Genomic DNA, 26,749 nt, shown 5'->3' with positions numbered 1-26,749 from the left:
CGGGCAAGCCTCGCTCCTACAGAAGCGCGAAGTTTGCCCGTGACAGCGGTTACAAGGTCAACGTCAGCCGGCTCACCAGCGCGCCGGGCAATTGCGCCGAGGCGGTCTGGCGCTGGCTGTAGGTACTGGCCGACAGCAGCAGCTCGCGCTCCCGGGTCAGGCCTTCCAGGTGCGAACCCAGCAGGCTGTAGACGCTGTCATCGAAACGCATGGTGCTGACCGGCGCCTGGATCTCGCCGTTCTCCACCCAGAAGGTGGCGAAGCGGGTCATGCCGGTCAGGCGCGCGGCCGGCTGGTCCGAGTAGTTCAGGTACCACAGGTTGCTGATGTACAGGCCGGTGCCCAGTTGCTGGAGAATCTGATGCTGCGACAACTGCCCGGGCGCCATGTTCAGTGCGCTGGGGTATTCGCCGCTGCTGGCGCCATTGGCGGCCAGGCGGTATTCGGCGGCGCTGCGCGAGTTGATCAACTGCCCCCGGGCAAGGCCGCCGGCGATCAGCGACAGGTCGCTGCGCGGGTAACCCTCGTCGGAAAACGCCGGGCTCAACGAGCCGGTCACCCGCTCGTCCAGCGACACCAGGGGGCTCAGGCTGGCATCGCCGGCATAGAGCTTCTGCAGCGGGCTGTGCTTGCTGGCGATGGACTGCGCGGAAAACCCGCCCCAGCACAGCATGCCCATGATTTCCTCCAGCGCCGCCGGCGCCAGGTAGGCGCGGTATTGCCCGGGCGCCAGGGTGCGCAGCGGCCGCCCGAGAAATTCCAGTTGTTCCCGGGCCTGCTGGAAGCGCTGGGCGAAGCCTTGGCTGCTCCATTCGTGCCCGGCGTAGCTGGCTTTGACGGCCTGGCCGTTTTCGTGGAACAGGCTGAAGTCGAAGTTGAAGCTGTTGGCCTGGTGCCAGCCAAAGGCTCCCGAGGAGCTGGCAAAACCACGGCTGATCGGACCTGCCGCATAGAACCCCACCAGGTCCAGCCCGGCGGCGGCCTGGCCGATTTCGGCCACCACCTGCTCGCTGCTGGGCAGCGGCTGCTGCTGCACGTTGTGGGTGTTCCAGGCGTCGGGGTTGAGCAGCAGATACGGGTCCCGGGGCAGCAGCGGCAGGGTTTCGCGCAACTGTTGCAGGCCTTCGGCCAGGCGCTGGATGTCGACCTGCGGATCGCCGGCAAGGGTGATCTCGAGGTCGGCGTGGCGCCCGTCATCGATCAGCTTGAAGCCGAGGCTGGCCTGCTGCACTTGCCCGGCCTGGCGCACCTTGGCGTGGTTGAAACGGATGAACTGCGAAGACTCGGCGGCGTAGCTCAGGGTGAACTGCTCGGGCCCGCGCACGGCATCGCGCAGCCATTGCACCAACGCCTGGAACTGCTCGGCCTGGTTCAGGGACGTACTCATCAGGCGTCTCCTCCAAATACATCGACATTGCTGAACACGCAGGCCGGCGAGGCATGGCCGACGCGGATCACCTGGTTCGGTTCGCCCTTGCCACAGTTCGGCGTGCCCAGGACCTTGAAGGTGCTGGCGTCGCCGACGGCGCTGAGGTTTTTCCAGAAGTGCGCGGAAATCGCCCGGTAGTTCGGGTTTTTCACCACGCCCTTGAGCTCGCCGTTCTCGATCAACTGGCCCCATTCGCAGCCGAACTGGAACTTGTTGCGCGCATCGTCGATGGACCAGGAGCGGTTGGTAGCCATCAGGATGCCGTTTTCGATGCCGCCGATCAGTTGTTCCAGCGGCTGGTCGCCGGGTTCGATATTGAGGTTGGCCATGCGGTCGATGGGCGGGCGGTTCCAGCTGCAGGCGCGGCTGTTGGCGACGCCGTCGAGGCCGGCGCGAAATTGCGAGAGCGCGCCGCCCAGCGGGCGCAGCAGCAGGCCTTGCCTGATCAGGAACTGCTTGCTGGCGGGCGTGCCGTCGTCGTCATGGCCGTAGCTGGCCAGTTGCTCGGGAATCTCCGGGTCGAAGGTCACGTTGAGCAGGCTGGAGCCATATTGCAGGCTGCCGAAGTCGCTGCTTTTCACGAAGCTGGTGCCGGCGTAGTTGCGCTCGTCGCCGAGGATGCGGTCCAGTTCCAGCGGGTGGCCGATGGATTCGTGGATCTGCAGGATCATCTGGTCCGGCATCAGCAACAGGTCGCGCGGGCCCTGTGGCGTATTGGGCGCCAGCAGCAGTTGCAGCGCCTGGTCGGCGACCTTGGGCCCGGCGCCGATCAGCCCGCAGCGGCCGATCACGTCTGTGCCGCCCTGCTGGCCGAAGTTCTCGCGGCCCAGGCTGCGGGTCTGGCTGTCATGGCCGTCGTAGGCGGTGACATCCATGCCCGGGTAGACGAAGCGCTGGGCCTGGCGCAGTTCGGCGCCGGCGCTGTTGAGGTAGATCTGCTCGACCTGGGTGATGCCCAGGCTGACCTGCCAGTTCACCAGGCGCTCGTCCCTGGGCACGGCCGCAGACTCGTCGCCCAGCAGTTGGTAGCAGTCGCTCAGCGAGGCAAAGGGCTGGTCGAGGTCTGGCGAGAAGTAATCGGCGCGGTCGCTGGATACCGCGTGCTCGCGCAGGTCGAGCAGGGCGTGGGCGGCGATCAGCCGGGCTTGCTGTTCGGCACGTTGCAGCGCGGCCTGCAAGCCGTTTTGCGACAGGTCGTTGGTGGCGGCGTAAGCCTCGACGCCATTGACCCGCACGGTGAGCATCGCGCCTTCGTCGCGGCTCAGGCTCGGCGGCTCCGCGACGTTCTTGCGCACTGACAGGTACTGGCCGGACTCGCGCACATAGCGCAGGGAAAAGAATTCGGCGCCCGTGCGCAAGGCAGCGAAGCGCTGCTTGAGCTGGGGGTGGAAATCGAACATGTGAGGAACCTCCATGTGAACAGTCTGGCTGTTGCAGGCCTTATCGAGAACAAGCGGGCGCCGGGCCAGTGTTTTTTTGCAGGAGCAGCCGGTCGACGCTCGATTGCTCGCGATAAAGCCCGAAGGGGGCTTTAAGCCAGGTTTGAAAGGTGCTGGGGAATGCTGCGAGCGCCTAGATTAGGCCCGTGCGGTGGGCGGTATCAAGCAGGGAGGCACAGGGAAATGTTGGAGAACTGTAGTCGTGGCCAAGGGCTGTGATTCGGCAATCGGGTTCTTGCCTGGTGAATCGTGGTGGCTGGTTTACGTCGGCTGCGCCGCCGATCGCAGCCTGCGGCAGCGGCTACAGGCCGGATACAGCAAAACGGCGCCGATCGTTGCGATCGGCGCCGTTGGGCGTTACTGCGCGGTAGCGTTCACTTCACGTAGCGGCTTGCCGCGTACCGGGGCGTCGCCCGCTACGTAGTAGGCGGCCTTGCTGCGCGGCAGTGGCTGGCGACCACGGATCTTGTCGGCGATTTTCTCGGCCATCATGATCGTCGGCGCGTTCAGGTTGCCGGTGGTGATGATCGGCATGATCGACGCATCGACCACGCGCAGGCCCTGCATGCCGTGCACGCGACCCTGGCCATCGACCACGGCCATTTCGTCGGTGCCCATCTTGCACGAGCAGGATGGGTGGAACGCGGTCTCGGCGTGCTCGCGGATGAATTTATCCAGCTGCTCGTCGGTTTGCACCTCGATGCCCGGGCTGATTTCGCGGCCGCGGAAGGCATCCAGCGCTGGCTGTTGCATGATTTCGCGGGTCAGGCGGATGCCGTCGCGGAATTCCTGCCAGTCCTGCTCGGTGGCCATGTAGTTGAACAGGATGCTCGGGTAGTCGCGTGGGTTCTTCGACTTGAGCTGGATCCGGCCGCGGCTTGGCGAGCGCATGGAGCCCATGTGTGCCTGGAAGCCGTGTTCCTGTACGCCGTTGCTGCCGTTGTAGTTAATCGCCACCGGCAGGAAGTGGTACTGGATGTTCGGCCATTCGAACTCTTCGCGAGTGCGGATGAAACCGCCCGCTTCGAACTGGTTGCTGGCGCCGATGCCGGTGCCATTGAACAGCCACTCGGCGCCGATGGCCGGCTGGTTGTACCAGAGCAGCGACGGGTACAGCGAGACCGGCTGGGTGCAGGCGTATTGCAGGTACAGCTCCAGGTGGTCTTGCAGGTTTTCACCGACGCCCGGCAGGTCGTGGACCACCGGGATGTCCAGGCTCTCCAGGAGCTTGGCCGGGCCGACGCCGGAACGTTGCAGGATCTGTGGCGAGGCGATGGCGCCGGAGCACAGCAGCACTTCCTTGCGGGCACGGGCTTCGACACGCTCTTCGGCGGAGCCGACCAGGTAACGCACGCCAACGGCACGCTTGCCTTCGAACAGGATCTTGTCGGTCAGGGCGTGGGTGACGATGCTCAGGGTCGAACGCTTTTTCGCCACGTCGAGGTAGCCGCGAGCGGTACTGGCGCGACGGCCTTTAGGCGTCACGGTACGGTCCATCGGGCCGAAACCTTCCTGCTGGTAGCCGTTGAGGTCTTCGGTACGCGGGTAACCGGCCTGCACGCCGGCTTCGACCATGGCGTGGAACAGCGGGTTGTTGCCGGCTTTCGGCGTGGTCACGCTGACCGGGCCTTCGCCGCCGTGGTAGTCGTTCGGGCCGATGTCGCGGGTTTCCGCCTTGCGGAAGTACGGCAGGCAGTCCAGGTAGGTCCAGTCTTCCAGGCCCGGCAGTTTTGCCCAGCCGTCGTAGTCCATGGCGTTACCGCGGATGTAGCACATGCCGTTGATCAGCGAGGAGCCACCCAGGCCCTTGCCGCGACCGCATTCCATCCGGCGACCGTTCATGTGCGGCTCTGGATCGGTTTCGTAGGCCCAGTTGTAGCGGCGGCCTTGCAGCGGGAACGCCAGCGCGGCTGGCATCTGCGTGCGGAAGTCGAAACGGTAGTCCGGGCCGCCCGCTTCGAGCAGCAGCACGGTGACGCCTTCGTCTTCAGTCAGACGGGTCGCCAGGGTGTTACCGGCGGAGCCGGCACCGATGATGATGTAATCGTATTCTTGGGACATTGAATGCACCCTCTTTGGAGTTGGTCAGGTCTGGCCATGGCGAGTGCTGCGCACTCGATCGCGGGCAAGCTCCGCTCCTACAGCGCTTCTGTAGGAGCGCGGCTTGCCCGCGAAGGCGGCCTCGCGGGCGAAGCGAATTTCGCCTTAGAACACCGAGGCGTAGTCGCCCAGCTCGACCTGTACCGATTTGATGCGGGTGAAGTTGTTCAGCGAGCTGATGCCGTTCTCACGGCCAACACCCGACTGCTTGTAGCCGCCGACCGGCATCTTGGCGTCGGATTCGCCCCAGGCGTTGATCCAGCAGATACCGGCTTCGAGTTGATGAATCACGCGGTGCGCGCGGTTCAGGTCACGGGTCACCACACCGGCGGCCAGGCCGAAGTCGGTGTCGTTGGCGCGGCGGATCACTTCTTCTTCGGTTTCGTAGGTCAGGATGCTCATCACCGGGCCGAAGATTTCTTCGCGGACGATGGTCATCTCGTCGGTGCAGTCGGTGAACACGGTCGGCGCCACGAAGGCACCTTTGGCGAATGCGCCGTCGGTCAGGCGTTCGCCGCCGCACAGCAGGCGGGCGCCTTCTTCCTTGCCCTTGGCGATGTAGCCCAGCACGCTTTCCATGTGGGCGAAGCTGACCAGCGGGCCGAAGTTGGTGTTTTCGTCTTCCGGGTTACCAACGCGAATGCGTGCCACGCGCTCGACGATCTTGGCTTCGAAAGCGGCCTTCAGGTGGCTCGGGACGAAGACGCGGGTGCCGTTGGTGCAGACCTGGCCGGAGCTGTAGAAGTTGGCCATCATCGCGGTGTCGGCGGCGCGATCCAGGTCGGCGTCGTCGAAAATGATCAGCGGCGACTTGCCGCCCAGTTCCATGGTCACGTCTTTCAGCGAGGAGCTGGAAGCGCTGGCCATGACTTTCTTGCCGGTGTCGGTGCCGCCGGTGAAGGAAACCTTCTCGATGCGCGGGTGTTCGGTCAGCCAGGTGCCGACTTCGCGGCCGCTGCCGGTCAGGACGTTGAACACGCCAGCCGGAACGCCGGCTTCGGTGTAGATCTCGGCCAGTTTCAGGGTGGTCAGCGACGTGACTTCGCTTGGCTTGAAGATCATCGCGTTGCCGGCCGCCAGGGCTGGCGCGGATTTCCACAGGGCGATCTGGATCGGGTAGTTCCACGCGCCGATACCGGCCACGACGCCCAGCGGCTCGCGACGGGTGTAGACGAACGAAGTGGTGCGCAGCGGGATCTGCTCGCCTTCGATGGCCGGTACCAGGCCCGCGTAGTATTCCAGCACGTCGGCGCCGGTGACGATGTCGACATACTTGGTTTCGGAGTAGGCCTTGCCGGTGTCCAGGGTTTCCAGGGCGGCCAGTTCATCGTTGCGCTCGCGCAGGATGTCCACGGCGCGACGCAGGATGCGCGAACGCTCCATGGCGGTCATGGCGGCCCAGATTTTCTGGCCCTTTTCGGCGCTGACGACGGCGCGTTCCACGTCATCCTTGGTCGCACGTTGCACTTGAGCGAGGACTTCACCGTTGGCCGGGTTGATGGCGTCGAAGGTGGCGTCGCTGCCGGCGTCGGTGTAGCCGCCGTCAATGTAGAGTTTTTGCAGTTCGAAACGGGCCATGTTGATAGTCCTCGCAAGTGCATGAGTGGTTGGCGTTCACCACTGGACGTGCCGTGTAGCCTGGGCGCGCTGGTCAGTGGCAGTTCAGGGGGCCGAGCGTCTTGTAATGTGCTCTAGCGCTCCTGCTTAGCCAGTTGGAAATCCATGTATTCGTAAGCGATCCGGTGCGCCTGCTCGGTGTCGAAAGAGTCTCCCGACAGCGCGCCGCGCAACCACAAACCGTCGATCAGGGCTGCCAGGCCTCGCGCTGCGCTGCGTGCATCATCCAGCGGCAGGACGCGGCGGAACTGGCAGCACAGGTTGGAATACAGGCGGTGATCGTTGATCCGCTGCAACCTGTGCAAAGACGGGTGGTGCATGCTGGTAGCCCAGAAGGCCAGCCAGGTTTTCATTGCCGGGCCATTGACCTGGCTGGCGTCGAAGTTGCCTTCGATGATCACCTGGAGGTGCGCCCGCGGGCTGTTGTCCTCCAGCGCCTGACGGCGCGCGGTGACGTTCTCGCTGAGGACGCTCATCAGATACTGCGCCGTGGCGGCGATCAGGCCGTTCTTGTCCTGAAAGTAGTGACTGATGATGCCGTTCGAGACACCTGCCAAACGGGCGATCAGCGCAATGCTGGCGTCCCCCATTCCGACCTGATCGACCGCCAGCAACGTGGCTTCGATCAACTGCTGGCGGCGTATGGGTTGCATACCGACCTTGGGCATCTTGCACATCTCCTTAGGCCTGCTGGCAGTCGTGAAACGGCTACCGGCGTTAGGGCCAGTCTATTTTGTTTTGATTGAACGTTCAATCAACAAAGAATAAGATCTGCGACAAATCGTCGCTGCTGCCAGGTCCTTCCTGCATGTAGATGGCGGAAAAGCGACCTCCGAAAAAGCCTGAAACCCAAGCAGGGCATGGCGTGACCCCGTGAGGACGGATGTGTTGAATGGGCAAGACGCTTAAGGCCAGGTGACGAACTGCACGTTTGTGCAAGGCCTTCGACGCGGGTTCTCAACGCAACTCCTGCAGGTTCTGGCTTTTTTCGGGGTGTCTTTATATCACCCGTCAGTCGGCTGCCAACTAACCGATTGGTCGGGTTCCGTGTTGCCTTGTGTTCTTCTCTCGCACTGCCTGGAGCATCTGTGCCATGAGTTCTGCCTCTCTTATAAAGACCCCACCGGAAAAGGTGCGGGTCAACGGTTGGGTGTTCTACACCTCTACCGCGTTGATCCTGCTGCTGACCGCCATTCTGATCATCGCCCCGCAAGAGGCCGGCAGACTGCTCGGCATCGCCCAGGCCTGGTTGTCCCGCAGCTTCGGCTGGTACTACATGGTGGTCATCGCCGCCTACCTGGTATTCGTCGTCGGGCTGGCGTTTTCCTCCTACGGCAAGCTCAAGCTTGGGACCAAGCAAGACACCCCGGATTTCAGCTATGGCGCCTGGGCCGGCATGCTGTTCTCGTCCGGTATCGGTATCTCGCTGCTGTATTTCGGTGCATCCGAACCGCTGGACCACTATTTCAACCCGCCTGAAGGCGTGCCGGGCAGCAACCAGGCCGCGCGTTCGGCGCTGCAACTGACGTTCCTGCACTGGGGCCTGCACGGCTGGGCGATCTACGCCCTGGTCGGCCTGGCCGTGGCCTACTTTGCCTACCGCCACAACCAGCCGCTGGCCCTGCGTTCGGCGTTGTACCCGCTGGTGGGCGAGCGCTGGGTCAAGGGCGCGGCCGGCCACGCGGTGGACGGTTTTGGCATGTTCGTGACCCTGCTGGGCCTGGTGACCAACCTGGGCATCGGCTCGATGCAGGTGTCTTCCGGCCTGGAAAGCCTGTTCGGCATGGAACACAGCAACACCAACCTGCTGATCGTGATTATCGTCATGAGCACCGTGGCCACCATCGCCGCGGTCTCCGGTGTGGAAAACGGCATCCGCCGCCTGTCCAACCTGAACATCGTGCTGTTCAGCGGCCTGCTGATCTTCGTGCTGCTGTTTGGTCCGACCCTGCACCTGCTCAACGGTTTCGTGCAAAACGTTGGCGATTACCTCAACGGTGTGGTGCTCAAGACTTTCGACCTCTATGTGTACGAAGGCGACAGTGCCAAGTCCGACCGCTGGCTGGGCCTGTGGACCCTGTTCTACTGGGCCTGGTGGATTTCCTGGGCACCATTCGTAGGCATGTTCATCGCGCGTATTTCCCGTGGCCGTACCGTGCGCGAGCTGGTGGCGGGCGTGCTGCTGATTCCGCTGGGCTTCACCCTGGCCTGGCTGTCGGTGTTCGGCAACTCGGCCCTGGACCTGGTGATGAACCACGGGGCGGTGGAGCTCGGCAAGACGGCGCTGGAACAGCCGTCCATGGCGATCTACCAGCTGCTGGATCATTACCCGGCGTCGAAGATTGTCATCGGCGTGTCGATTTTCGTCGGCTTCGTGCTGTTCCTGACCCCGGCCGACTCCGGCGCGGTGATGATGGCCAACCTGTCCTGCAAAGGCGGCAACGTCGACGAAGACGCCCCGCACTGGCTGCGGATCTTCTGGTCGGTGGTGATTACCCTGGTGACCGTCGGCCTGCTGTTCGCCGGTAACTTCGCAGCCATGCAGACCATGGTGGTGCTGGCCGGCCTGCCGTTCTCGGTGGTGCTGGTGTGCTTCATGTTCGGCCTGCACAAGGCCATGCGCCAGGACACGCAGATCGAACAGGAACAGGCGGAGCTGGCGGCCCGTGGCCGTCGCGGTTTCAGCGAGCGCCTGACCCAGCTTGACCTGCAGCCGACCCAGGCGGTGGTCCAGCGTTTCATGGACAAGCACGTCACGCCGGCACTGGAAGAGGCCGCGGCCCAGCTGCGCAACCAGGGCCTGGATGTGCAAACCCTGCTGGGCAAGTCCAAGCGCTGCATGGGCGTGCGGATCGAGATGGAAGAGGGCAACCCTTTTGTCTACGAAGTGAGCCTGGACGGCTATCTGGCGGCGCCGAGCGAATCGGCCGATGCGCCCGAGGAGCGTGCGCGCTACTACCGCGCCGAGGTCTACCTGCACAACGGCAGCCAGGAATACGACTTGATGGGCTTCACTCAAGAGCAGATCACCCGTGACGTGCTCGATCAGTTCGAAAGCCATCGGCAGCTCCTTGGCCGGGTCTACAGCTAAGGTCTGAAAAAGACGCGGGCCCGGGTTCACCGGGTACCGCGTCGCATTCATCGCGGGCAAGCCGGATCGCCGCCCGCTCGCTCCTACAGAAGACGCACGCGCGTGCCTCTGTAGGAGCGAGGCTTGCCCGCGAAGCGATCTATCTGGCTCACCGCAACATCAGCAACATCAGCAACGTCCCCCTCGCCAGCAAGCTGGCTCCTGCAACAGGGGGCGATCTGCTGAAGCCTTTCCCGATAAAACAAAAACGCCGCGATCCTATCGCGGCGTTTTTGTGTCTGTGGCGCTGTTACCCCAGGTTCTTGCCGAGCAGCGCGTGGTAAAGCTCGCTGTCGCCAAGGATCCCCACCACCTTGTTGTTGTCATGCAGCACCAACTTGTTGCCGGTCTGGTAGCGGATCTGCAGCGCGTCGCGCATGCCGATGCTGGAGTCGACCAGGGTTGGCTTGCGCCCCAGGCCTTCCACCGCCTGGCCTGGAATCCAGTTCTGCAGGTCGAGGCTGGAACCGTTCTGGCGGGCGCCCTTGATGGTGTTGCCCTCGGCCAGGTCCAGCCAGGAGTCGCCGCCCGGGTCCAGGCACACGGAGCCGTTGATGCGTTTGCAGTTGTCCAGGGTGCGCATCAGGCTGCGGCCGCAGAGCACATTGAGCGGGTTGGTATGGGCGACGAAGGTGCGCACATAGTCGTCCGCCGGGTTCAGCACGATTTCTTCCGGCTTGCTGTACTGGATGATCCGGCCGTCTTTCATGATGGCGATGCGGCTACCCAGCTTCAGCGCTTCATCGAGGTCGTGGCTAACGAACACGATGGTCTTGCTCAGCTTGCGTTGCAGTTCCAGCAGTTCGTCCTGCAGGCCCTGGCGGATCAGCGGGTCGAGCGCGGAGAAGGGTTCGTCCATCAGCAGGATGTCGGCATCCATCGCCAGGGCGCGGGCCAGGCCGACCCGCTGCTGCATGCCGCCGGACAGTTCGTCGGGCTTCTTGTTGCGCCACTGGGTCAGGCCCACCAGCTCGAGTTTCTCGTCCACCAGCTTGCGCCGTTCCTTTTCCGGTCGTCCCTGCATTTCCAGGCCGAAGCTGATGTTCTCGCGAACGGTCAGCCAGGGCATCAGGGCGAACTTCTGGAACACCATGGCGATGCGCTTGGTGCGCATCATCTTCAATTCCGCCGGGGTGCAGGAGGCAATGTCGATCTGCTTGCCGTCATGCTCGACGAACAGCTTGCCGCGGCTGACGGTGTTGAGGCCGTTGATGCAGCGCAGCAGGCTCGACTTGCCGGAGCCGGAGAGGCCCATCAGCACGCAGATTTCGCCTTTCTCGATGTCCAGGCTGGCTTTTTCCACACCGACGATCTGGCCGGTCTTTTTCAGGATCTCGTTGCGGGTCATGCCCTGGTCCAGCAGCTTGAGCGCCTCGCGAGGATCCTTGGAGAAGATAACGTCGACGTTATCGAAGCGGATTATGCTCATGCGTCACCCCCTACTTTGGCTTCGGGTTGTTTGCAGATACGGTCGAGCATGATCGCCAGCAGTACGATTGCCAGGCCTGCTTCGAAGCCCAGGGCGATATCGGCGGTGTTCAGTGCGTTGACCACGGGTTTGCCCAGGCCATCGGCGCCCACCAGGGCCGCGATCACCACCATCGACAACGACAGCATGATGCACTGGGTGATGCCGGCGGCGATGCTCGGCATGGCATGGGGCAGCTCGATACGCGACAACAGTTGACGGCGCGAGCAGCCAAAGGCCTTGCCGGCGTCCATCAACTCTTGTGGTACATCGCGGATGCCCAGGTAGGTCAGGCGGATAGGCGCGGCAATCGCGAACACCACCGTGGAGATCAGGCCGGGTACCACACCCAGGCCGAACAGGGTCAGGGTAGGAATGAGGTATACGAAGGTCGGTACGGTCTGCATCAGATCGAGCACCGGACGCATCATGGTGTAGAACATCGGCTTGTGCGCGGCGACGATGCCCAGCGGCACGCCAATGAGCACGCAGACCAGGGTGGCGAACAGCACCTGGGCCAGGGTTTCCATGGTTTCCTGCCAGTAGCCCAGGTTGAGGATCAGCAGGAAGGACAGCACGACAAAGGCCGTCAGGCCCCATTTGCGTTGAATGATGTGCGCCAGCAGGGCAATCAGGCCGATCAAGGCCAGCGGGTTGAACCAGGTCAGCGCAAACGTCACGCCGTGGATCATCGTTTCCAGGGTCGATGCGATCGCATCGAATGTGTTGGCGCCGTGTTGCGTCAACCATTCAACGAAGGCAGCGATGTACTGGCCTAAAGGGATTTTCTGATCGATAAGCATGGTATTGAACGTCCGCATGCAAGGAATGAACAGCCCGGGCAGGCGAGCCCGCCCGGCGTAAGCGAGTTACTTAATTGGCCAGCTTGGCTTTCACGGCCTCCAGGCCAGGTTTACCGTCAATGGTGGTCACGCCAGCGAGCCAGGTAGCGAGTACCTCGGGGTTTTTCTTCAGCCAGGCCTTGGCGGCCGCCTCGGGCTTCATCTTGTCGTCCAGGACATTCCCCATCAGGGTGCTTTCCATGTTCAAGGTGAACGACAGATTCTTCAGCAACTGACCGACGTTGCTGCATTCCTCGGCGTAGCCCTTGCGGGTGTTGGTGTAGATGGTCGCCTGGCCGTAGTTGGGGCCGAAGAACTCGTCGCCGCCGGTCAGGTACTTCATCTTGAAACGGGTGTTCATCGGGTGCGGTTCCCAGCCCAGGAATACCACCGCGCTGCTGCGCCGTTGCGCGCGCTCGACCTGCGACAGCATGCCCGCCTCGCTGGACTCGACCACCTTGAAGCCGGCGTCTTTCAGGCCGAAGGCGTTCTTGTCGATCATGCTCTGGATCATGCGGTTGCCGTCGTTACCCGGCTCGATGCCGTAGATCTTGCCGTCCAGTTCCTTCTTGAACTTGGCGATGTCGGCGAAATCCTTCAGGCCCTTGTTGTACAGCTCTTCCGGGACCGCCAGGGTGTACTTGGCGTTCTCCAGGTTGGCGCGGATGGTTTCCACGGTGCCGGCATCGCGGTAGGGCTTGATGTCGTTTTCCATGGTCGGCATCCAGTTGCCGAGGAACACGTCCATGTTCTTGCCATCGGCCAGCGACTTGTAGGTCACCGGCACGGAAATCATCGTGGTCTTGGTCTTGTAGCCCAGTGCGTCGAGCACGACGCTGGTGGTTGCGGTGGTGACGGTGATGTCGGTCCAGCCGACATCGGAGAAGTTTACGGTGCTGCATTGCGCCGGTTCTGCGGCGTGCGCCAGAAGCGGCAGACTCAGCATGGCGGCCAACAACAACGACGGGGAACCTTTCATGGGGTGGACTCCTGGATGTTTTCTGGCGGTGTGTCTGACCGCACTTATAAGTGTTGCGGTTGGGGCGAGTGGGACAGCTCTACCACAGTGCCTTGCAATCGAGTCGAGACTGATCATGTACCAGTGAAAATCTGACGCCTACAGGGTGCGTCGTATCCAGTACAGGGAGGGTCGCATCCAGTGTCGGTGAGGTCGCTTACAGCTTTTTTCAGCACTTTCTGCCCGTCTGAACCGCAAAAAAACGGCCACAACCGCAGGTCGGCGGGCCACGGCGTTGGTGGGCATGAGTGAGTCGGTGTGAGACGTCGAGCGACACTGCAAAAGCCTGATGATGCGCTTATCTCGGCGGATTACTGCTTGAGCGTAGCAGCTTCGCCACCGGGCGTTTTTAGCGCCCGGCGTGTGCTCATCGAGGAGTTTCGCAGTCATGGCAATCAGTGTTTTCGACCTGTTCAAAATCGGCATCGGCCCCTCCAGTTCACACACCGTCGGCCCCATGCGCGCCGCGGCGCTGTTCGTCCAGGCCCTGCGCGAGAAAGACCAGCTGGGCCAGGTGCGTCGCGTCGAGGTCCGGCTGTACGGTTCGCTGTCGGCCACCGGCATCGGCCACGGCAGCGACAACGCGGTCATCATGGGGCTGATGGGCGAATGGCCGGATGCGATCGATCCATCGCAGATCGGCCGCCGCATCGAGACCCTGCGCGAAACCAATACCTTGCTGCTGGACAACCGCCTGCCGGTCCCCTTCGTCTGGGCGCGCGACATGCTGCTGATCGACGAGAACCTGCCGTTCCACCCCAACGCCATGACCCTGGTGGCCGAAGGCGAAGGCGGGGAGCTGCACCGCGATACCTACTATTCGGTGGGCGGCGGTTTTGTCGTCGACCAGGCCCAGGCCAGCAGCGGCGTGGTGGACCTGGACCGCACCGAATTGCCTTACGACTTTTCCAGCGCCGTGGAGCTGCTGAGCCTGTGCCGCCAGCACAACCTGCGGGTGGCCGAACTGATGATGGCCAACGAAAAGGTCTGGCGCTCCGAAGAGGAAATCCGCGCCGGCCTGATGAAGCTCTGGCAGGCCATGCAGGATTGCGTCGAGCAGGGCCTGAAGCACGAAGGCATCCTGCCCGGCGGGCTCAATGTGCGCCGCCGCGCGGCCAAGTTGCACCGCAGCCTGCAAGAGCTGAACAAACCCAACGTGATCGGCTCGACCCTGTCGGCCATGGAGTGGGTCAACCTGTTCGCCCTGGCGGTGAACGAGGAAAACGCCGCCGGCGGGCGCATGGTGACGGCGCCGACCAACGGCGCGGCGGGGATCATCCCGGCGGTGCTGCATTACTTCATGCGCTTCAGCGAGGACGTCACCGACGCCAACGTCGTGGACTTTTTCCTCGGTGCGGCGGCGGTGGGCATCCTCTGTAAAAAGAACGCGTCGATCTCCGGCGCTGAAGTCGGCTGCCAGGGCGAGGTGGGTTCGGCCTGCGCCATGGCCGCCGCCGGCCTGGCGGAGATTCTCGGGGCCTCGCCGGAGCAGCTGTGCAACGCCGCGGAAATCGGCCTGGAGCATAACCTCGGCCTGACCTGCGACCCGGTCGGCGGCCTGGTGCAGGTGCCGTGCATCGAGCGCAACGCGATCGCCGCGGTGAAAGCCATCAACGCCGCGCAAATGGCCCTGCGTGGCGACGGCCAGCATTTCATTTCCCTGGACCGGGTGATCCGCACCATGCGCGATACCGGGGCCGATATGCATGACAAATATAAAGAGACATCGCGTGGTGGGCTGGCGGTCAGCGCCGTGGAGTGTTGATGCTTTAACAGCGGGACTGCTGCGCAGTCCATCGCGGGCAAGCCTCGCTCCTACGAACGCATTCCGTAGGAGCGAGGCTTGCCCGCGATGACGCCAGATCATCCACCGCCATTTCCAACCCGCTGCTCATAAATTGAACACCCCGCGACGCCCTCGCCACCTTTTGGAGCGTCGCAAACAGGTAAGTCCACAGGCTCATCGGTCAGGTTTTTCCCTGGCCTGGGCTGAACGCCCACCTGTGCTTGCGGTGACACTCTTTTCCCGGGACGTTTCTCGCCATTCCCACAAGTGCTACCGATTTGCTCACAGCCACCGGGCCAGGGCGCTTCGCGACCGATTCGACACGGATAACCCGCACATTGCGCGCGGCTTAAATAGACGCATCGCGACGTCGTTTTCAGGAGTTATTGAATAGCCATTCAATTTTAGGCATGGCAATTGCTCTGTCATTACAAAGCCCGTCTCCCGCGTGAGAATGATGGCAATAACAAGAGCCTCCGCCTGAGGCCATCACCTGCTTTGTGTGAGGAGATACCGCGATGACGTCGTTCAACTCCGGGGCTCAACCCCAGAACCGTGCGCCTCAATCCATCGGCTTTTTGCTGCTGGACAATTTCACGCTGATTTCCCTGGCGTCCGCGGTGGAACCGCTACGCATGGCCAACCAGTTGTCCGGTCGTGAGCTGTATCGCTGGACCACCCTCAGCGTCGATGGCGGCCAGGTCTGGGCCAGCGATGGCCTGCAGATCACCCCCGACGCCGCCATGCACAAGGCACCGGCCCTGGACACGGTGATCGTCTGCGGCGGCATCGGCATTCAACGCACCGTGACCCGCGAACATGTGTCGTGGCTGCAAAGCCAGGCGCGCCAGTCCCGTCGCCTCGGCGCGGTCTGCACCGGCAGCTGGGCCCTGGCCTGCGCCGGCCTGCTCGACGGCTTCGATTGCAGCGTGCACTGGGAATGCCTGGCCTCGATGCAGGAAGCCTTCCCGCGGGTGGCCATGAGCACCCGCCTGTTCACCCTCGACCGCAACCGCTTCACCAGTTCCGGCGGCACCGCGCCGCTGGACATGATGCTGCACCTGATCAGCCGCGATCACGGCCGGGAACTGTCGGCGGCGATCTCGGAAATGTTCGTCTATGAACGTATCCGCAACGAGCAGGATCACCAGCGCGTGCCGCTCAAGCACATGCTCGGCACCAACCAGCCGAAACTGCAGGAAATCGTCGCGCTGATGGAAGCCAACCTGGAAGAGCCGATCGACCTCGACGAGCTGGCGGTCTACGTTTCGGTATCCCGTCGGCAGCTGGAGCGGCTGTTCCAGAAATACCTGCACTGCTCGCCATCGCGCTACTACCTGAAGCTGCGGCTGATCCGCGCCCGGCAACTGCTCAAGCAGACGCCGATGTCGATCATCGAAGTGGCGTCGGTCTGCGGTTTTGTCTCCACGCCGCACTTCTCCAAGTGCTACCGCGAGTACTTCGGCATTCCACCGCGCGACGAGCGCGTAGGCTCCAACACCGCGCAGCAGGTGGCGATGATGCCGATTCCGCAGGCGCTGGTGCTGGCCGGCCCGATGTCCTCGCTGAGCCAGGCGCGCAACGAATCGACTTTCGCCAGCGTCAGGCTGTAATCACAGGCTCCTCTTGAAGTACACGACGCGCTCGGTTTCCTCGAAACCGAGCGCCTGGTGCACCGCCTGGCTCACCAGGTTTTCCAGGCCGGTATCCGAAGCCATTTCCACACAGCCGCGCTCCCGTCCCCATTGGGCGACGGCCTCGATCAACTGCTCGGCAATGCCCTGGCGCCGCTGTTCGGCGCAGACATACAACCCCTCCAGGAACACCACCGGCGAATGCTCGGTGCCGTTCACGTAGTCGTGGCGCAACGAGGCCTCGGCCAGGCCCACGGGCTGGCCATCGGCGGTATAGGCGAGCAGGTTGAGATAGCGCTGCGGGTCGTCCAGCAAGCTGGCGATTTCGTCCCGGTGTTCCTCGGCCGGACAGTCCGGCCACAGCGCCTGGCGCAACGACAGCCAGCCCGCTTGATGGGCGGGCTGGCAGGGTTCGATTCGAATCATGGGGCGGCTCCTTGGTCCACAGAACCGCACTTTACTCCGGGGCTCGTGCCCGGCGAAGGCTCAGGCGCGGCTGTTCTGGAATTGGGCCAGGGCCGGCAGCAGCTGTTTGTCGATGGCCTGGCGCACGGCCGGCAGGATGGTCGCATTGCCGGTGAGCATCTGCTCGACCATGCCCTTGAGGGCCTTGGCCCGGGCATCGCTCAAGCCGCGCACCGCACACTCGCAGGCCTGGTCGGCCGTGGCGCCGGCCGGCATTTCAAAACCCAGGGCCCTCAGTTGGCCGAGCAGGTCGTCCTGGTCAATCAGATCCGCGTGCATCATGACTCTTATCCTTGTTCAGGGAGCGTGGTCGTGAGTCGATTCTGGTAGCCGTCCGGACGGTCGGCAAGGGCGAATTGTCGCAATGGCCGGATTGCCTATGAACAGGTCGTTTTCGGCTAACTTACGATGAGGGCGACTGGGCACACTGGATTCCAGCTCGGTCATCGAAGGTTTGGTCACCCTCGTGTCGGCTCCTCAGAAAACCTCCTCTGCCCCGGTCCTGTCACGGCTTGATCGGGGATTTTTTTGCCTGGGGTTTTTCGCGGGCAAGCCTCGCTCCTACGGGGGGGGCGGCACATCATGCTCTGTGGTAGGAGCGAGGCTCGCCCGCGAAATGAAGGCGACGCGGTCTAGCGCTGCAACACCAGGATCCGCGACAGCAGCTCGTCGCGATCGATGTAGCAGCCCTGGAAATGCCGCGCGCCGGTGGCGGGGTCGAAGGCGTTGCGCGCGTGCAGGGTGCGGCGGTTGTCGAAGCACCACAGCTCGCCCGGGTTGAGGCGCTGGACCAGGCGAAAGCGCGGCTCGCGGCTCATGGCGATAAAACGTCGATAAGCGCGGTACAGCCGGGGCATGTCGTCCACCGAGGCTTCGAACGGCCCGCGCAGGAAGTTGGCCATGCGGATCTCCGTGACCTCGCCCAGCGCATTCAGCGCAATCACCGGCGCCAGGCAGCGGTAGTCGCTGTGGCGGTCCTTGTTGCGAAACTCCACGGGGATCTCGCACAGCACGCGAAACGCCTCGGGGTCTTCGCGGCGCAAGGCGTCGGCGATGGCAAAACCGTCGACAAAAATGCTTTCGCCACCTTCGGCGTCGTTCACCAGGCAATGCAGGAACTGCAAGCCAGGTTGCAGCTCGCGGGTCGGCAGGTCGGTGTGCAGCGGCAGGTTGAAGGCGGTGTAGGCGTTGCTGTCGGCATCGGCCTTGGATTGCACGTTGAACAGCACGCCGAAATTGCTCTCGCGGATAAACGAAATGCGCTTGGCGACCTGGGCCAGCGAGCCCGGTTCGGTGGGCACGCCGCGCATCTGCGTAAGGCCGATATCGCGCACCGCCAGCAGCCATTGCAACAGCGCTTGCGGGTCGTCCATCAGCGCCGGGTATTCGAACACCGGCAGTTGCAGCCGGCTGTCCCATAGCTGGCTTTGCGGCCGCCGGGCATGGCGTTCGGCACGGCTTTCGTCGTCATAGGCGTGGGCCCGCAGCCAGCCCGGGTCGAAGCGGCTGGCGTGGCCGTCCTGCCACTCGATATTCAGGCAGCCCTGGGCGTCGATGTGGCTGGAGGCCGGGGCCAGGTCCGCGGCGACGTCGACGATTTCCAGCACCTGCTCGCGGGTCACGCTGTACACGCAGTGCGGGCAGGGGCAGTTGTCGCGCAGCCACTGATGATGAAAGGGGCTTGAGCGACCGTCGGCCCACTGCACCTGAACACGGTCCGCCAGGGCTTGTACGGCGGTCAACGCGCTGATCAACGGGTAACTGCGGAAATCGGCAAAAGCGGTGGCGGTATTCACGGTGCGGTCCTCTTCCAGGAGTGGTTATTTTTCCGCCGGCAGGGCAATCACCCGGCCGATCCAGGCGGGGGCGGGGAGGTCGGCCTGCTCGGCGGCGATGGCTTGCAGGCGCTGCCGCACCGGCTCGCTGAACGGCGCCGAACGCGGGCCGGCGAGGTCGACGTGGAGCAGCATCTGCTCGTTGCCGGCCAGTTCCAGGTCGTCACCGACCTTGTGCAGGCTGTGGTACAGATGCAGGCGCTTGCGGTCGTGGCCGATGATCTGCGTGCGCACCTCGACCTCGGTGTCGAGCTTCACTTCATGCAGGTAATTGAGGTGCAGTTCCAGGGTGAACAGCGAGTGGCCGCTGGCTTCGCGGTGGTTGCTGTCCATGCCCAGCCGGTCCATCAGGGCGTCGGTGGCATAGCTGAAAATCAGCAGGTAGAAGGCGTCCCGCAGGTGGCCGTTGTAATCGACCCAATCGGCGCTGATGCGGGTGGTGTAGGTGGTGAGTGCGGGCATGTCATAGGCTCACGAAAATGGCGGGCTGAACCTGTAGCCGCTGCCGCAGGCTGCGATCGGGCTCCGCAGGAGACGCGCTCTTGCGGCCCTCGGAAGGCTCGTCGAGCCTTGTCGCAGCCTGCGGCAGCGGCTACAGGGTGTCAGGGTTACTCGCTGAAGCTCATGCCGTGCCTGGCCTTGGTGGTTTTCACCGCTTCGAGCACGGCGAGCAGGCAGTCATCACGATAGCGCTCCAGCGCCGAAATGCTGTGGGTGCCGAGCTGTTCGGCGGTGCCGTCGACCACGTCGTCGATCAGCTTGTCGGTCAGTTCCGGGGCCGGCAGGTAGGTCCACGGCAGTTGCAGCGCCGGGCCGAACTGGGCCATGAAGTGGCGCATGCCGGCATCGCCCCCGGCCAGGGTGTAGGTCAGGAAGGTGCCCATGAACGACCAGCGCAGGCCGGCGCCGAAGCGGATCGCGTCGTCGATCTCGCCAGTGGTCGCGACGCCGTCGTTGACCAGGTGCAGGGCCTCGCGCCACAGCGCCTCCAAAAGACGGTCGGCGATGAACCCCGGGACTTCCTTGCGCACATGCAGCGGGCGCATGCCGAGGGATTCATAGACCTTGATCGCCGCCTGCACGGCTTCCGGCGCGGTGTTCTTGCCGCCGACCACCTCCACCAGCGGCAGCAGGTACACCGGGTTGAACGGGTGGCCGACCACGCAACGCTCCGGGTGGGTCGAGCTCTCGTAGAACTCGCTCGGCAGCAGGCCGGAAGTGCTGGAGCCGATCAGTGCATTGGGCTTGGCCGCGGCGCTGATCTTGGCGTGCAGCTCGAGTTTCAGTTCCAGGCGTTCCGGGGCGCTTTCCTGGATGAAGTCGGCGTCTTTCACGCATTCCTCGATGGTCGCGACAAAGCGCAGGCGCTCCTGCGAGGCGCCCGGCGCCAGGCCCTGTTTCTCCAGGGCGCCCCAGGCATTGGCCACGCGCCTGCGCAGCGCCGCCTCGGCGCCGGGCGCCGGGTCCCAGGCCACCACGTCCAGGCCGTGGGCGAGGGCGCGCGCTACCCAGCCGCTGCCGATGACACCGCTGCCCAGGGCGGCGAAGGTTTTGATCTCGGTGATAAAGCTCATGACAGGTTTCCTGAAAGTCAAAAGTGAATGCATCTGTAGCCGCTGCCGAGCAACGCGAGGCTGCGTGCGGCTGCGCAGCAGTCGTAAGGCCGGACGGCGCGGTACATCAGGTAACTCGTGGTGGCCCTTGTGGCGGCTGCGTTGCAGCCGTGCGCAGCCTCGCGGGCTCGGCAGCGGCTACAGGTAATCGCCTTCCGGGTCAGCCGCGCTTGCGCAGGCCCATCTTGGCCCGGCCCTCGGCCGGGGTCAGGACGCGGGCGCCGAGGCGGCTGAGGATCTCGCTGGCGCGCTCCACCAATTGGCCGTTGGTCGCCAGTACGCCTTTGTCCAGCCACAGGTTGTCTTCCAGGCCGACCCGCACGTTGCCGCCCAGCAGCACTGCCTGCGCGGCCATCGGCATCTGCATGCGGCCGATACCGAAGCCGGCCCAGACCGCATCCGCCGGCAGGTTGTCGACCATGGCCTTCATGGTGGTGGTATCGGCCGGCGCGCCCCACGGGATGCCCAGGCACAGCTGGAACAGCGGGTCGTCCAGCAAGCCTTCCTTGATCATCTGTTTGGCGAACCACAGGTGGCCGGTGTCGAAGATTTCCAGCTCGGCCTTCACCCCCAGTTCCTGGATGCGCTTGGCGCCGGCGCGCAGTTGCGCCGGGGTGGAGACATAAATGGTGTCGCCGTCGCCGAAGTTCAGGGTGCCGCAGTCCAGGGTGCAGATTTCCGGCAGCAGCTCCTCGACGTGGGCCAGGCGGGTCAGCGGGCCGACCAGGTCGGTGTTGGGGCCGAACTCCATGGGGTTTTCGCCGGCGCCGATCTCCAGGTCGCCGCCCATCCCGGCGGTAAGGTTGACGATGATGTCGACGTCCGCCTCGCGGATGCGCTCCATCACTTCGCGGTACAGCGCTACGTCGCGGCTGAACTTACCGGTATCCGGGTTGCGCACGTGGCAGTGGACCACGGTGGCGCCGGCCTTGGCCGCTTCCACCGCGGCGGCGGCAATCTGTTTCGGGGTGACCGGCACGTGGGGGCTCTTGGCGGTCGTGTCGCCAGCACCGGTGAGTGCGCAGGTGATGATGACGTCGTGGTTCATGGTGCGGGTTCCTTACAGGCGTGGTGAGTCGCTGCGCAGCCGTTTGGCGCTGCGCAGATGGCGTTGGGGGTGGTTATTGGCTGGTCAGCTTCAGGTTGTCGGCGGCGGGCTTGCCATCGAAGGTGGTGACCCCTTCGAGCCAGCGCGCCTTGTCCTGCGGATGCTCGGCCAGCCATTGCCTGGCCGATTCCAGGGCGTCCTTGTGGTCGAGCAGCGGCTGCATCATCCGGCTCTCGTCCTCGGCGCTGAAGGTCAGGTTGCTCAGCAGCCGGCTGACATTCGGGCATTGTTCGGCGTAGCTCGGCGCGGTGACGGTCCACACCGTGGCCATGCCTTCATTCGGGCCCAGGGCGTCGTCGCTGCCGGTGAGGTAGGTCATCTGCACGTTGACGTTCATCGGGTGCGGCGCCCAGCCGAAGAACACCACGGCCTCCTTGCGCCGCACGGCGCGATCCACCGCCGCGAGCATGCCGGCCTCGCTGGACTCGACCAGCTGGAACTTGCCCAGGCCGAACTGGTTCTTGGCGATCATCGCCTTGATCTGGGTGTTGGCGCCCGAGCCGGGCTCGATGCCGTAGATCTTGCCGCCCAGCTCCTTCTCGAACCTGGCGATGTCGGCGAAGGTCTTCAGGCCCTTGTCCGCCAGGTAGGTGGGCACGGCGAGGGTCGCGCGGGCGTCCTTGAGGCTGGGCTCGGCCAGCACCTTGACCTGCTTGGCTTCGACGAAGGGGGTGATGGTCTGGGTCATCAGCGGGTTCCAGTAGCCCAGGAACAGGTCCAGGCGCTGGTCGCGGATGCCGGCGAAGATGATCTGCTGCGAGGCGCTGGTCTGCTTGGTCTTGTAGCCGAGGCCGTCGAGCAGCACCTGGGCCATGGCGCTGGTGGCGATCACGTCGGTCCAGTTGACCACGCCGAGGCGCACGTTCTGGCAGCTGGCGGCGTCGGCGGCCATGGCGCCGGAGCTGAGAAAGACGGTACCGCTGAGTGCAAGGACGCAACTGCTGATCAGTCGTTTCATGAGGGGTTCCTCGGCAGGTCGTTATTGTCGGTTCCGGCGTCTTTGTGCGCCGGTGATGCCACGTTACGCAGCTGGCGAGCGGCGAAAGCGCACAGCGGCGACCGGCTCTTGCACTGCAGCGACCTTGCGTCTTGAACGTGGCGGGGAAACGGCGTATCACAGTGCCCACGCTGCCCGTCATCCGAGTGCGTCCCATGTCCCAGGATTTCTACTTCTTGCTGATGCCGGGCTTCTCGGCCATCGGTTTCATTTCGGCCATCGAGCCGCTGCGCGTGGCCAATCGCTTTCGCGGCGAGCTGTACCGCTGGCATGTGCTGAGCGCCGACGGCGGCGCGGTATTGGCGAGCAACGGCATGTCGGTCAACGCCGATGCGGCGCTGGAGCCATTGAAGAAGGGCGCGACCCTGCTGGTGGTGGCCGGCTTCGAGCCGCTGAAATTCGCCACCCCGGCCCTGGAGCACTGGCTGCGCCGCCTGGACGTGGAAGGCGTGACCCTGGGCGGCATCGACACCGGCAGCGTGGTCCTGGCGCACGCCGGGCTGCTCGAAGGCCACCGCGTGACCCTGCACTGGGAGGCGATCGAGGCGTTCAAGGAGTCCTATCCGCAGCTCAGCGTGACCCAGGAACTGTTCGAGATCGACCGGCGGCGCATCACCTCGGCCGGCGGCACCGCGTCCATCGACATGATGCTCGACCTGATCGGCCAGGCCCACGGCGCGGAGCTGGCGATCCAGGTCAGCGAGCAATTCGTGCTCGGGCGCATCCGCCCGCGCAAGGACCACCAGCGCATGGAGGTCGCTACCCGCTACGGCATCCGCAACAAGAAGCTGGTGCAGGTGATCGGCGATATGGAGCAGCACAGCGAGCCGCCCCTGAGCACCCTGCAACTGGCCGAGTCGATCAAGGTCACCCGGCGCCAGCTCGAGCGCCTGTTCCGCCTGCACCTGAACGACACGCCGAGCAATTTCTACCTGGGGCTGCGCCTGGAAAAGGCCCGGCAGCTGCTGCGCCAGACCGACATGAGCGTGCTGGAAGTCAGCATCGCCTGCGGTTTCGAATCGCCTTCGTATTTCACCCGCAGCTATCGCGCGCGCTTTGCCCAGTGCCCGCGCGAAGACCGCCGGCAAACCCTCAAGGCCTGAGCCACCCGATTCCGTAGGAGCGCAGCTTGCTCGCGATGCGCACAACGCGCAGCGTCAGACACACCGCCATCGCGGGCAAGCCTCGCTCCTACGCGGGGTCACTTCTTCCGGATTCCGTAGGAGCGAAGCTTGCTCGCGATGCGCACAACGCGCAGCGTCAGACACACCGCCATCGCGGGCAAGCCTTGCTCCTACGCGGGGTCACTTCTTCCGGATTCCGTAGGAGCGAAGCTTGCTCGCGATGCGCACAACGCGCAGCGTCAGACACACCGCCATCGCGGGCAAGCCTCGCTCCTACGCAGGGTCACTTCTTCAGCAGCGCCGCACAGGCGGTCTTGTAGGCTTCGTGCTGATATTTGTTCAGCGCGGTCGGCAGGTCGAAGTTGTGCTTCTTGTTCTGCGCGTTGATGGTCTGCGGCGACAGCAGGGTCACTTCGCAGTTGTCCAGCAGCTGGAACACGCCTTCGATCTTGAAGGTGGTCGGGCCGCCGGCGAATTCGCCTTTCTTGCTGCGCTTCTTGATGGCGATGCGGCTGATGCCGTTGTCGCGCACGAAGGCTGTCACCTGGGCGGCGAAGGCTTTGACGTTGGCGGCCTCGTCATCGTCGTCCAGGGCGATTTTCTTGCAGGTGTTGGCCAGGTGTTGCGGGGTGCCGTCTTGCAGGGTGGCGATGGCGAAGATGGCTTCGCTGCCTTTGATTTCGATGCCGCAGATGCTCATGAAAAGACCTTTTCTCGGTGAATGGCGTGCAGCTTACAGTTCCAGCTGGTCGGCGCGAATGCCGAAGGCCGCGGCGATCTTCTCGCGGGTGGCGCGCCGGGGCCTGGCGACGCTTTCCTGCTGGGCGAAGGCCGGCTGGGAAATGCCCAGGCGCTTGGCGACCTCGTCCTGGGTCAGGTGCAGGTGCTCGCGCCAGGCGCGGATCGGCGTGGCGCCGTCGACCATGCGGCTGACCACGTCATGGGGGATCAGGTCCGGCTCTTGGCGTTGCGTCACATAGTGCGCATAAGGGATCACCACGAACGCCGGCTTGCCGTCCGTGCCATGGATGATCTGGATGTCAGTAGGTGCGTTCGTCACGTTTCTTGACCTCTTGAATACTGACCACTCTGATAGCGCCATCCCAGTCGAACAGGATTCGATAGTTGCCCACTCGCAGGCGGTAGGCACAGGCGTGGCCGCTGAGTGCCTTGACGTTGCCGGTGTCGGGCATGTCGCCGAGCAAGGTCACTGCGTCACGGATCTGTACCTGATGGGCGCTGTGCAATCGCAGCAGTTGTTTGACGGCCTTACGGGTCCACAGGATGCTGTTCATGAACGAATATAAGCCTTTTATAAGATTAGGCAATCTTTGCTTATATTCGCTTGCGGGCCAAGGCGAGAACCTTGTCCGGGTATTGCTCATGGCTTGTTACAGCCGTGAAAGGAGGAGGGTACTCAGGGGGGATCGAGTGTCGCCGGTCGCCCCTACCGGCGTAGGAGCGAGGCTTGCCCGCGATGGCGGTGTTGTTGTCGCAGATAAAGCCTGCGGCCAGGGCGGTTACTCCTGCCCGATCGACTCAAGAAATTCCGACCGTTCATCGCTCATGCGCGCCAGGCAATCGGCCTGGGCAATGGCGTAGGCCTTGCTCCCGGATTTGCTCGGGAAGGTGTCGATGGCGCAATCGGCGTCGCGCTGTTTCTGCCACAGCTGCTGGGCGCTGCGGACCTTGGCGGTGATCTCGTCGAGTTGCGCCTTGTCGCTGCCGTACAGCGTGCCGAGGCGCTCGAGCAGGCTCTGCTGGTTGTCGTTCAGCAGTTGCTCGGCGGTGGTTTTGTTGAAGGTGGCGCATTCCAGGGTCTGCTGGTCCTGCTCGACGCTGTCGCACGGAGTGTTGTCGGCTTCTTCAGCCGCCTGTATGCCAGTCGCCAGCAGTGCCAAAGCCAGGAAGATCGATTTCATTGCGTCGCAGCCCCCTCAAATCCAGTGATGCGGCGGATTCTGGCCCATGCGCAGGACAAAGAACAGATGGCGCAAGGGGCGCGCGGCAGACCCTTTGTCGCTCCTTGACGCTTTCGGCAATTCCCCTGTCGTTTTTGCACCCGGCTGCCCGGGCACCGAGGCATATGCTGACCCCAAAGCGCCGGCAGACGATTCGGCGCATGAATCGCCAATAAGGGGACTGCCTGATGAGCCCAGCCGAATTACACGCCGACAGCATCGTTATCGACGGGCTGATCATTGCCAAGTGGAACCGTGAACTGTTCGAAGACATGCGCAAGGGTGGCCTGACCGCGGCCAACTGCACCGTGTCGGTGTGGGAAGGCTTCCAGGCCACGATCAACAACATCGCGTCCAGCCAGAAACTGATCCGCGAGAACAGCGACCTGGTGATGCCGGTGCGCACCACCGCCGACATCCGCAAGGCCAAGGAGCTGGGCAAGACCGGCATCCTGTTCGGCTTCCAGAATGCCCACGCCTTCGAAGACCAGATCGGCTATGTCGAGGTGTTCAAGCAGCTGGGCGTGGGTATCGTGCAGATGTGCTACAACACCCAGAACCTGGTGGGCACCGGCTGCTACGAGCGCGACGGCGGCCTGTCGGGCTTCGGTCGCGAAATCGTCGCCGAGATGAACCGCGTGGGCGTGATGTGCGACCTGTCCCACGTCGGCTCCAAGACCTCCGAGGAAGTCATCCTCGAGTCGAAGAAGCCGGTCTGCTACTCCCACTGCCTGCCGTCTGGCCTCAAGGAACACCCGCGCAACAAGTCCGATGAAGAACTGAAGTTCATCGCCGACCACGGCGGCTTCGTCGGCGTGACCATGTTCGCGCCATTCCTGGCCAAGGGCATCGATTCGACCATCGACGACTACGCCGAAGCCATCGAATACACCATGAACATCGTCGGCGAAGACGCCATCGGCATCGGCACCGACTTCACCCAGGGCCATGGCCAGGACTTCTTCGAATACCTGACCCACGACAAGGGCTACGCCCGTCGCCTGACCAACTTCGGCAAGATCATCAACCCGCTGGGCATCCGCACCGTGGGCGAGTTCCCCAACCTCACCGAAACCCTGCTCAAGCGCGGCCATTCCGAGCGGGTGGTGCGCAAGATCATGGGCGAGAACTGGGTGAACGTGCTCAAGGACGTCTGGGGCGAATAACGCCATTTCACTGAACA

The 26,749-nt window shown here is 63.7% G+C and carries 24 protein-coding genes and 1 pseudogene; 6 read left to right on the top strand and 19 right to left on the bottom strand.

Annotated elements, in window-relative coordinates; genetic code table 11:
* Positions 1-49: 49 nt before the first annotated feature.
* From BLV20_RS20030 to betI, 5 genes are all read right to left on the bottom strand, one after another.
* Positions 50-1,387, bottom strand: coding sequence for a TldD/PmbA family protein (locus tag BLV20_RS20030; RefSeq protein WP_092304216.1), 1,338 nt, complete (start codon positions 1,385-1,387; stop codon positions 50-52).
* Positions 1,387-2,829 (bottom strand): TldD/PmbA family protein, encoded by a 1,443-nt coding sequence (locus BLV20_RS20025; RefSeq protein WP_092304215.1) that lies wholly within the window; start codon positions 2,827-2,829, stop codon positions 1,387-1,389. Before BLV20_RS20025 ends, BLV20_RS20030 begins: the two co-directional genes overlap by 1 nt.
* A 396-nt stretch (positions 2,830-3,225) precedes the next feature.
* A complete protein-coding gene (betA, locus tag BLV20_RS20015) occupies positions 3,226-4,929 on the bottom strand; it encodes a choline dehydrogenase (RefSeq protein WP_092304214.1) in 1,704 nt (567 codons plus the stop codon).
* Positions 4,930-5,073: 144 nt separating this feature from the next.
* A complete protein-coding gene (betB, locus tag BLV20_RS20010; RefSeq protein ID WP_092304213.1) occupies positions 5,074-6,546 on the bottom strand; it encodes a betaine-aldehyde dehydrogenase in 1,473 nt (490 codons plus the stop codon).
* Positions 6,547-6,659: 113 nt separating this feature from the next.
* The gene (gene betI, locus BLV20_RS20005; protein ID WP_092304265.1) at positions 6,660-7,253 is read right to left on the bottom strand and encodes a transcriptional regulator BetI; all 594 of its coding nucleotides are present in this window, start codon (positions 7,251-7,253) and stop codon (positions 6,660-6,662) included.
* Between the two features lie 482 nt (positions 7,254-7,735).
* On the opposite strand from betI, the pseudogene BLV20_RS20000 reads away from it, so the two are divergent.
* Together BLV20_RS20000 and BLV20_RS31465 are read left to right on the top strand one after the other, a co-directional pair.
* A pseudogene (locus BLV20_RS20000) lies at positions 7,736-9,281 on the top strand (BCCT family transporter).
* 44 nt (positions 9,282-9,325) lie between these two features.
* Positions 9,326-9,676 (top strand): hypothetical protein, encoded by a 351-nt coding sequence (locus BLV20_RS31465; protein ID WP_175540233.1) that lies wholly within the window; start codon positions 9,326-9,328, stop codon positions 9,674-9,676.
* Between the two features lie 289 nt (positions 9,677-9,965).
* Here BLV20_RS31465 and choV read toward each other — a convergent pair whose 3' ends face one another.
* From choV to BLV20_RS19985, 3 genes are all read right to left on the bottom strand, one after another.
* The gene (choV, locus tag BLV20_RS19995) at positions 9,966-11,144 is read right to left on the bottom strand and encodes a choline ABC transporter ATP-binding protein (protein ID WP_092304211.1); all 1,179 of its coding nucleotides are present in this window, start codon (positions 11,142-11,144) and stop codon (positions 9,966-9,968) included.
* Positions 11,141-11,986, bottom strand: coding sequence for a choline ABC transporter permease subunit (gene choW / locus BLV20_RS19990; RefSeq protein WP_007925985.1), 846 nt, complete (start codon positions 11,984-11,986; stop codon positions 11,141-11,143). The genes choV and choW overlap by 4 nt, the downstream gene beginning before the upstream one ends.
* A 70-nt stretch (positions 11,987-12,056) precedes the next feature.
* The gene (locus BLV20_RS19985; RefSeq protein WP_092304210.1) at positions 12,057-13,004 is read right to left on the bottom strand and encodes a choline ABC transporter substrate-binding protein; all 948 of its coding nucleotides are present in this window, start codon (positions 13,002-13,004) and stop codon (positions 12,057-12,059) included.
* Between the two features lie 427 nt (positions 13,005-13,431).
* On the opposite strand from BLV20_RS19985, the gene BLV20_RS19980 reads away from it, so the two are divergent.
* Both BLV20_RS19980 and BLV20_RS19975 read left to right on the top strand, forming a co-directional pair.
* Positions 13,432-14,808: an L-serine ammonia-lyase gene (locus tag BLV20_RS19980; protein WP_092304209.1), complete on the top strand. Its 1,377-nt coding sequence runs from the start codon at positions 13,432-13,434 to the stop codon at positions 14,806-14,808.
* Between the two features lie 539 nt (positions 14,809-15,347).
* On the top strand, positions 15,348-16,442 hold the full coding sequence (locus BLV20_RS19975) for a choline metabolism transcriptional regulator GbdR (protein ID WP_092304208.1): 1,095 nt from the start codon (positions 15,348-15,350) through the stop codon (positions 16,440-16,442).
* Here the strand turns inward: BLV20_RS19975 and aac(6') are convergent, their stop codons facing one another.
* The 7 genes from aac(6') to BLV20_RS19940 all read right to left on the bottom strand — a co-directional run bounded on the left by aac(6') (position 16,443) and on the right by BLV20_RS19940 (position 22,442).
* Complete coding sequence (gene aac(6'), locus BLV20_RS19970; RefSeq protein WP_092304207.1) at positions 16,443-16,889, bottom strand: aminoglycoside 6'-N-acetyltransferase; 447 nt, start codon at positions 16,887-16,889, stop codon at positions 16,443-16,445.
* A 60-nt stretch (positions 16,890-16,949) separates the two neighbouring features.
* Positions 16,950-17,210 (bottom strand): hypothetical protein, encoded by a 261-nt coding sequence (locus tag BLV20_RS19965; protein WP_007925996.1) that lies wholly within the window; start codon positions 17,208-17,210, stop codon positions 16,950-16,952.
* A gap of 350 nt (positions 17,211-17,560) precedes the next feature.
* Positions 17,561-18,724, bottom strand: a complete 1,164-nt coding sequence (locus BLV20_RS19960) for a gamma-butyrobetaine dioxygenase (RefSeq protein WP_092304206.1) — start codon at positions 18,722-18,724, stop codon at positions 17,561-17,563.
* Positions 18,725-18,748: 24 nt separating this feature from the next.
* Positions 18,749-19,225 carry a thioesterase family protein gene (locus BLV20_RS19955; RefSeq protein WP_092304205.1) on the bottom strand — a complete coding sequence of 159 codons (477 nt, stop codon included), beginning with the start codon at positions 19,223-19,225 and terminating at the stop codon, positions 18,749-18,751.
* Positions 19,226-19,371: 146 nt separating this feature from the next.
* A complete protein-coding gene (locus BLV20_RS19950) occupies positions 19,372-20,337 on the bottom strand; it encodes an L-carnitine dehydrogenase (RefSeq protein WP_092304204.1) in 966 nt (321 codons plus the stop codon).
* Between the two features lie 199 nt (positions 20,338-20,536).
* A complete protein-coding gene (locus BLV20_RS19945) occupies positions 20,537-21,424 on the bottom strand; it encodes a 3-dehydrocarnitine:acetyl-CoA trimethylamine transferase CdhC (RefSeq protein ID WP_092304203.1) in 888 nt (295 codons plus the stop codon).
* 73 nt (positions 21,425-21,497) lie between these two features.
* Complete coding sequence (locus BLV20_RS19940; protein ID WP_092304202.1) at positions 21,498-22,442, bottom strand: choline ABC transporter substrate-binding protein; 945 nt, start codon at positions 22,440-22,442, stop codon at positions 21,498-21,500.
* 194 nt (positions 22,443-22,636) lie between these two features.
* Here BLV20_RS19940 and BLV20_RS19935 point away from each other — a divergent pair, with 194 nt between their 5' ends.
* Positions 22,637-23,584 carry a GlxA family transcriptional regulator gene (locus BLV20_RS19935; RefSeq protein ID WP_092304201.1) on the top strand — a complete coding sequence of 316 codons (948 nt, stop codon included), beginning with the start codon at positions 22,637-22,639 and terminating at the stop codon, positions 23,582-23,584.
* 304 nt (positions 23,585-23,888) lie between these two features.
* Here the strand turns inward: BLV20_RS19935 and BLV20_RS19930 are convergent, their stop codons facing one another.
* The 4 genes from BLV20_RS19930 to BLV20_RS19915 all read right to left on the bottom strand — a co-directional run bounded on the left by BLV20_RS19930 (position 23,889) and on the right by BLV20_RS19915 (position 25,527).
* Positions 23,889-24,305, bottom strand: coding sequence for a DUF3010 family protein (locus tag BLV20_RS19930; protein ID WP_092304200.1), 417 nt, complete (start codon positions 24,303-24,305; stop codon positions 23,889-23,891).
* Positions 24,306-24,338: 33 nt separating this feature from the next.
* Complete coding sequence (locus tag BLV20_RS19925) at positions 24,339-24,707, bottom strand: helix-turn-helix domain-containing protein (RefSeq protein WP_092304199.1); 369 nt, start codon at positions 24,705-24,707, stop codon at positions 24,339-24,341.
* Positions 24,646-24,900: a type II toxin-antitoxin system RelE family toxin gene (locus BLV20_RS19920; RefSeq protein ID WP_092304198.1), complete on the bottom strand. Its 255-nt coding sequence runs from the start codon at positions 24,898-24,900 to the stop codon at positions 24,646-24,648. Before BLV20_RS19920 ends, BLV20_RS19925 begins: the two co-directional genes overlap by 62 nt.
* A gap of 225 nt (positions 24,901-25,125) precedes the next feature.
* Positions 25,126-25,527, bottom strand: coding sequence for a lysozyme inhibitor LprI family protein (locus BLV20_RS19915; RefSeq protein WP_092304197.1), 402 nt, complete (start codon positions 25,525-25,527; stop codon positions 25,126-25,128).
* A 227-nt stretch (positions 25,528-25,754) separates the two neighbouring features.
* On the opposite strand from BLV20_RS19915, the gene BLV20_RS19905 reads away from it, so the two are divergent.
* Entirely contained in the window at positions 25,755-26,732 is a 978-nt protein-coding gene (locus tag BLV20_RS19905) for a dipeptidase (RefSeq protein WP_092304195.1), read from the top strand.
* Positions 26,733-26,749: the final 17 nt, after the last annotated feature.

The organism is Pseudomonas sp. NFIX28, from assembly GCF_900107395.1.
In the GTDB taxonomy this organism is placed as follows: domain Bacteria; phylum Pseudomonadota; class Gammaproteobacteria; order Pseudomonadales; family Pseudomonadaceae; genus Aquipseudomonas.
Note: the sequence above shows the minus strand (reverse complement) of the source record. Positions and strands in the feature narration are given on the sequence as shown.

Coding starts and splice junctions, on each gene's coding strand:
- BLV20_RS20030 (WP_092304216.1), bottom strand. CDS start 1,387: ATGAGTACGTCCCTGAACCAGGCCGAGCAGTTCCAGGCGTTGGTGCAA.
- BLV20_RS20025 (WP_092304215.1), bottom strand. CDS start 2,829: ATGTTCGATTTCCACCCCCAGCTCAAGCAGCGCTTCGCTGCCTTGCGC.
- betA (WP_092304214.1), bottom strand. CDS start 4,929: ATGTCCCAAGAATACGATTACATCATCATCGGTGCCGGCTCCGCCGGT.
- betB (WP_092304213.1), bottom strand. CDS start 6,546: ATGGCCCGTTTCGAACTGCAAAAACTCTACATTGACGGCGGCTACACC.
- betI (WP_092304265.1), bottom strand. CDS start 7,253: ATGCCCAAGGTCGGTATGCAACCCATACGCCGCCAGCAGTTGATCGAA.
- BLV20_RS31465 (WP_175540233.1), top strand. CDS start 9,326: ATGGACAAGCACGTCACGCCGGCACTGGAAGAGGCCGCGGCCCAGCTG.
- choV (WP_092304211.1), bottom strand. CDS start 11,144: ATGAGCATAATCCGCTTCGATAACGTCGACGTTATCTTCTCCAAGGAT.
- choW (WP_007925985.1), bottom strand. CDS start 11,986: ATGCTTATCGATCAGAAAATCCCTTTAGGCCAGTACATCGCTGCCTTC.
- BLV20_RS19985 (WP_092304210.1), bottom strand. CDS start 13,004: ATGAAAGGTTCCCCGTCGTTGTTGTTGGCCGCCATGCTGAGTCTGCCG.
- BLV20_RS19980 (WP_092304209.1), top strand. CDS start 13,432: ATGGCAATCAGTGTTTTCGACCTGTTCAAAATCGGCATCGGCCCCTCC.
- BLV20_RS19975 (WP_092304208.1), top strand. CDS start 15,348: ATGACGTCGTTCAACTCCGGGGCTCAACCCCAGAACCGTGCGCCTCAA.
- BLV20_RS19965 (WP_007925996.1), bottom strand. CDS start 17,210: ATGATGCACGCGGATCTGATTGACCAGGACGACCTGCTCGGCCAACTG.
- BLV20_RS19955 (WP_092304205.1), bottom strand. CDS start 19,225: ATGCCCGCACTCACCACCTACACCACCCGCATCAGCGCCGATTGGGTC.
- BLV20_RS19950 (WP_092304204.1), bottom strand. CDS start 20,337: ATGAGCTTTATCACCGAGATCAAAACCTTCGCCGCCCTGGGCAGCGGT.
- BLV20_RS19945 (WP_092304203.1), bottom strand. CDS start 21,424: ATGAACCACGACGTCATCATCACCTGCGCACTCACCGGTGCTGGCGAC.
- BLV20_RS19940 (WP_092304202.1), bottom strand. CDS start 22,442: ATGAAACGACTGATCAGCAGTTGCGTCCTTGCACTCAGCGGTACCGTC.
- BLV20_RS19935 (WP_092304201.1), top strand. CDS start 22,637: ATGTCCCAGGATTTCTACTTCTTGCTGATGCCGGGCTTCTCGGCCATC.
- BLV20_RS19930 (WP_092304200.1), bottom strand. CDS start 24,305: ATGAGCATCTGCGGCATCGAAATCAAAGGCAGCGAAGCCATCTTCGCC.
- BLV20_RS19925 (WP_092304199.1), bottom strand. CDS start 24,707: ATGGCGCTATCAGAGTGGTCAGTATTCAAGAGGTCAAGAAACGTGACG.
- BLV20_RS19920 (WP_092304198.1), bottom strand. CDS start 24,900: ATGAACAGCATCCTGTGGACCCGTAAGGCCGTCAAACAACTGCTGCGA.
- BLV20_RS19915 (WP_092304197.1), bottom strand. CDS start 25,527: ATGAAATCGATCTTCCTGGCTTTGGCACTGCTGGCGACTGGCATACAG.
- BLV20_RS19905 (WP_092304195.1), top strand. CDS start 25,755: ATGAGCCCAGCCGAATTACACGCCGACAGCATCGTTATCGACGGGCTG.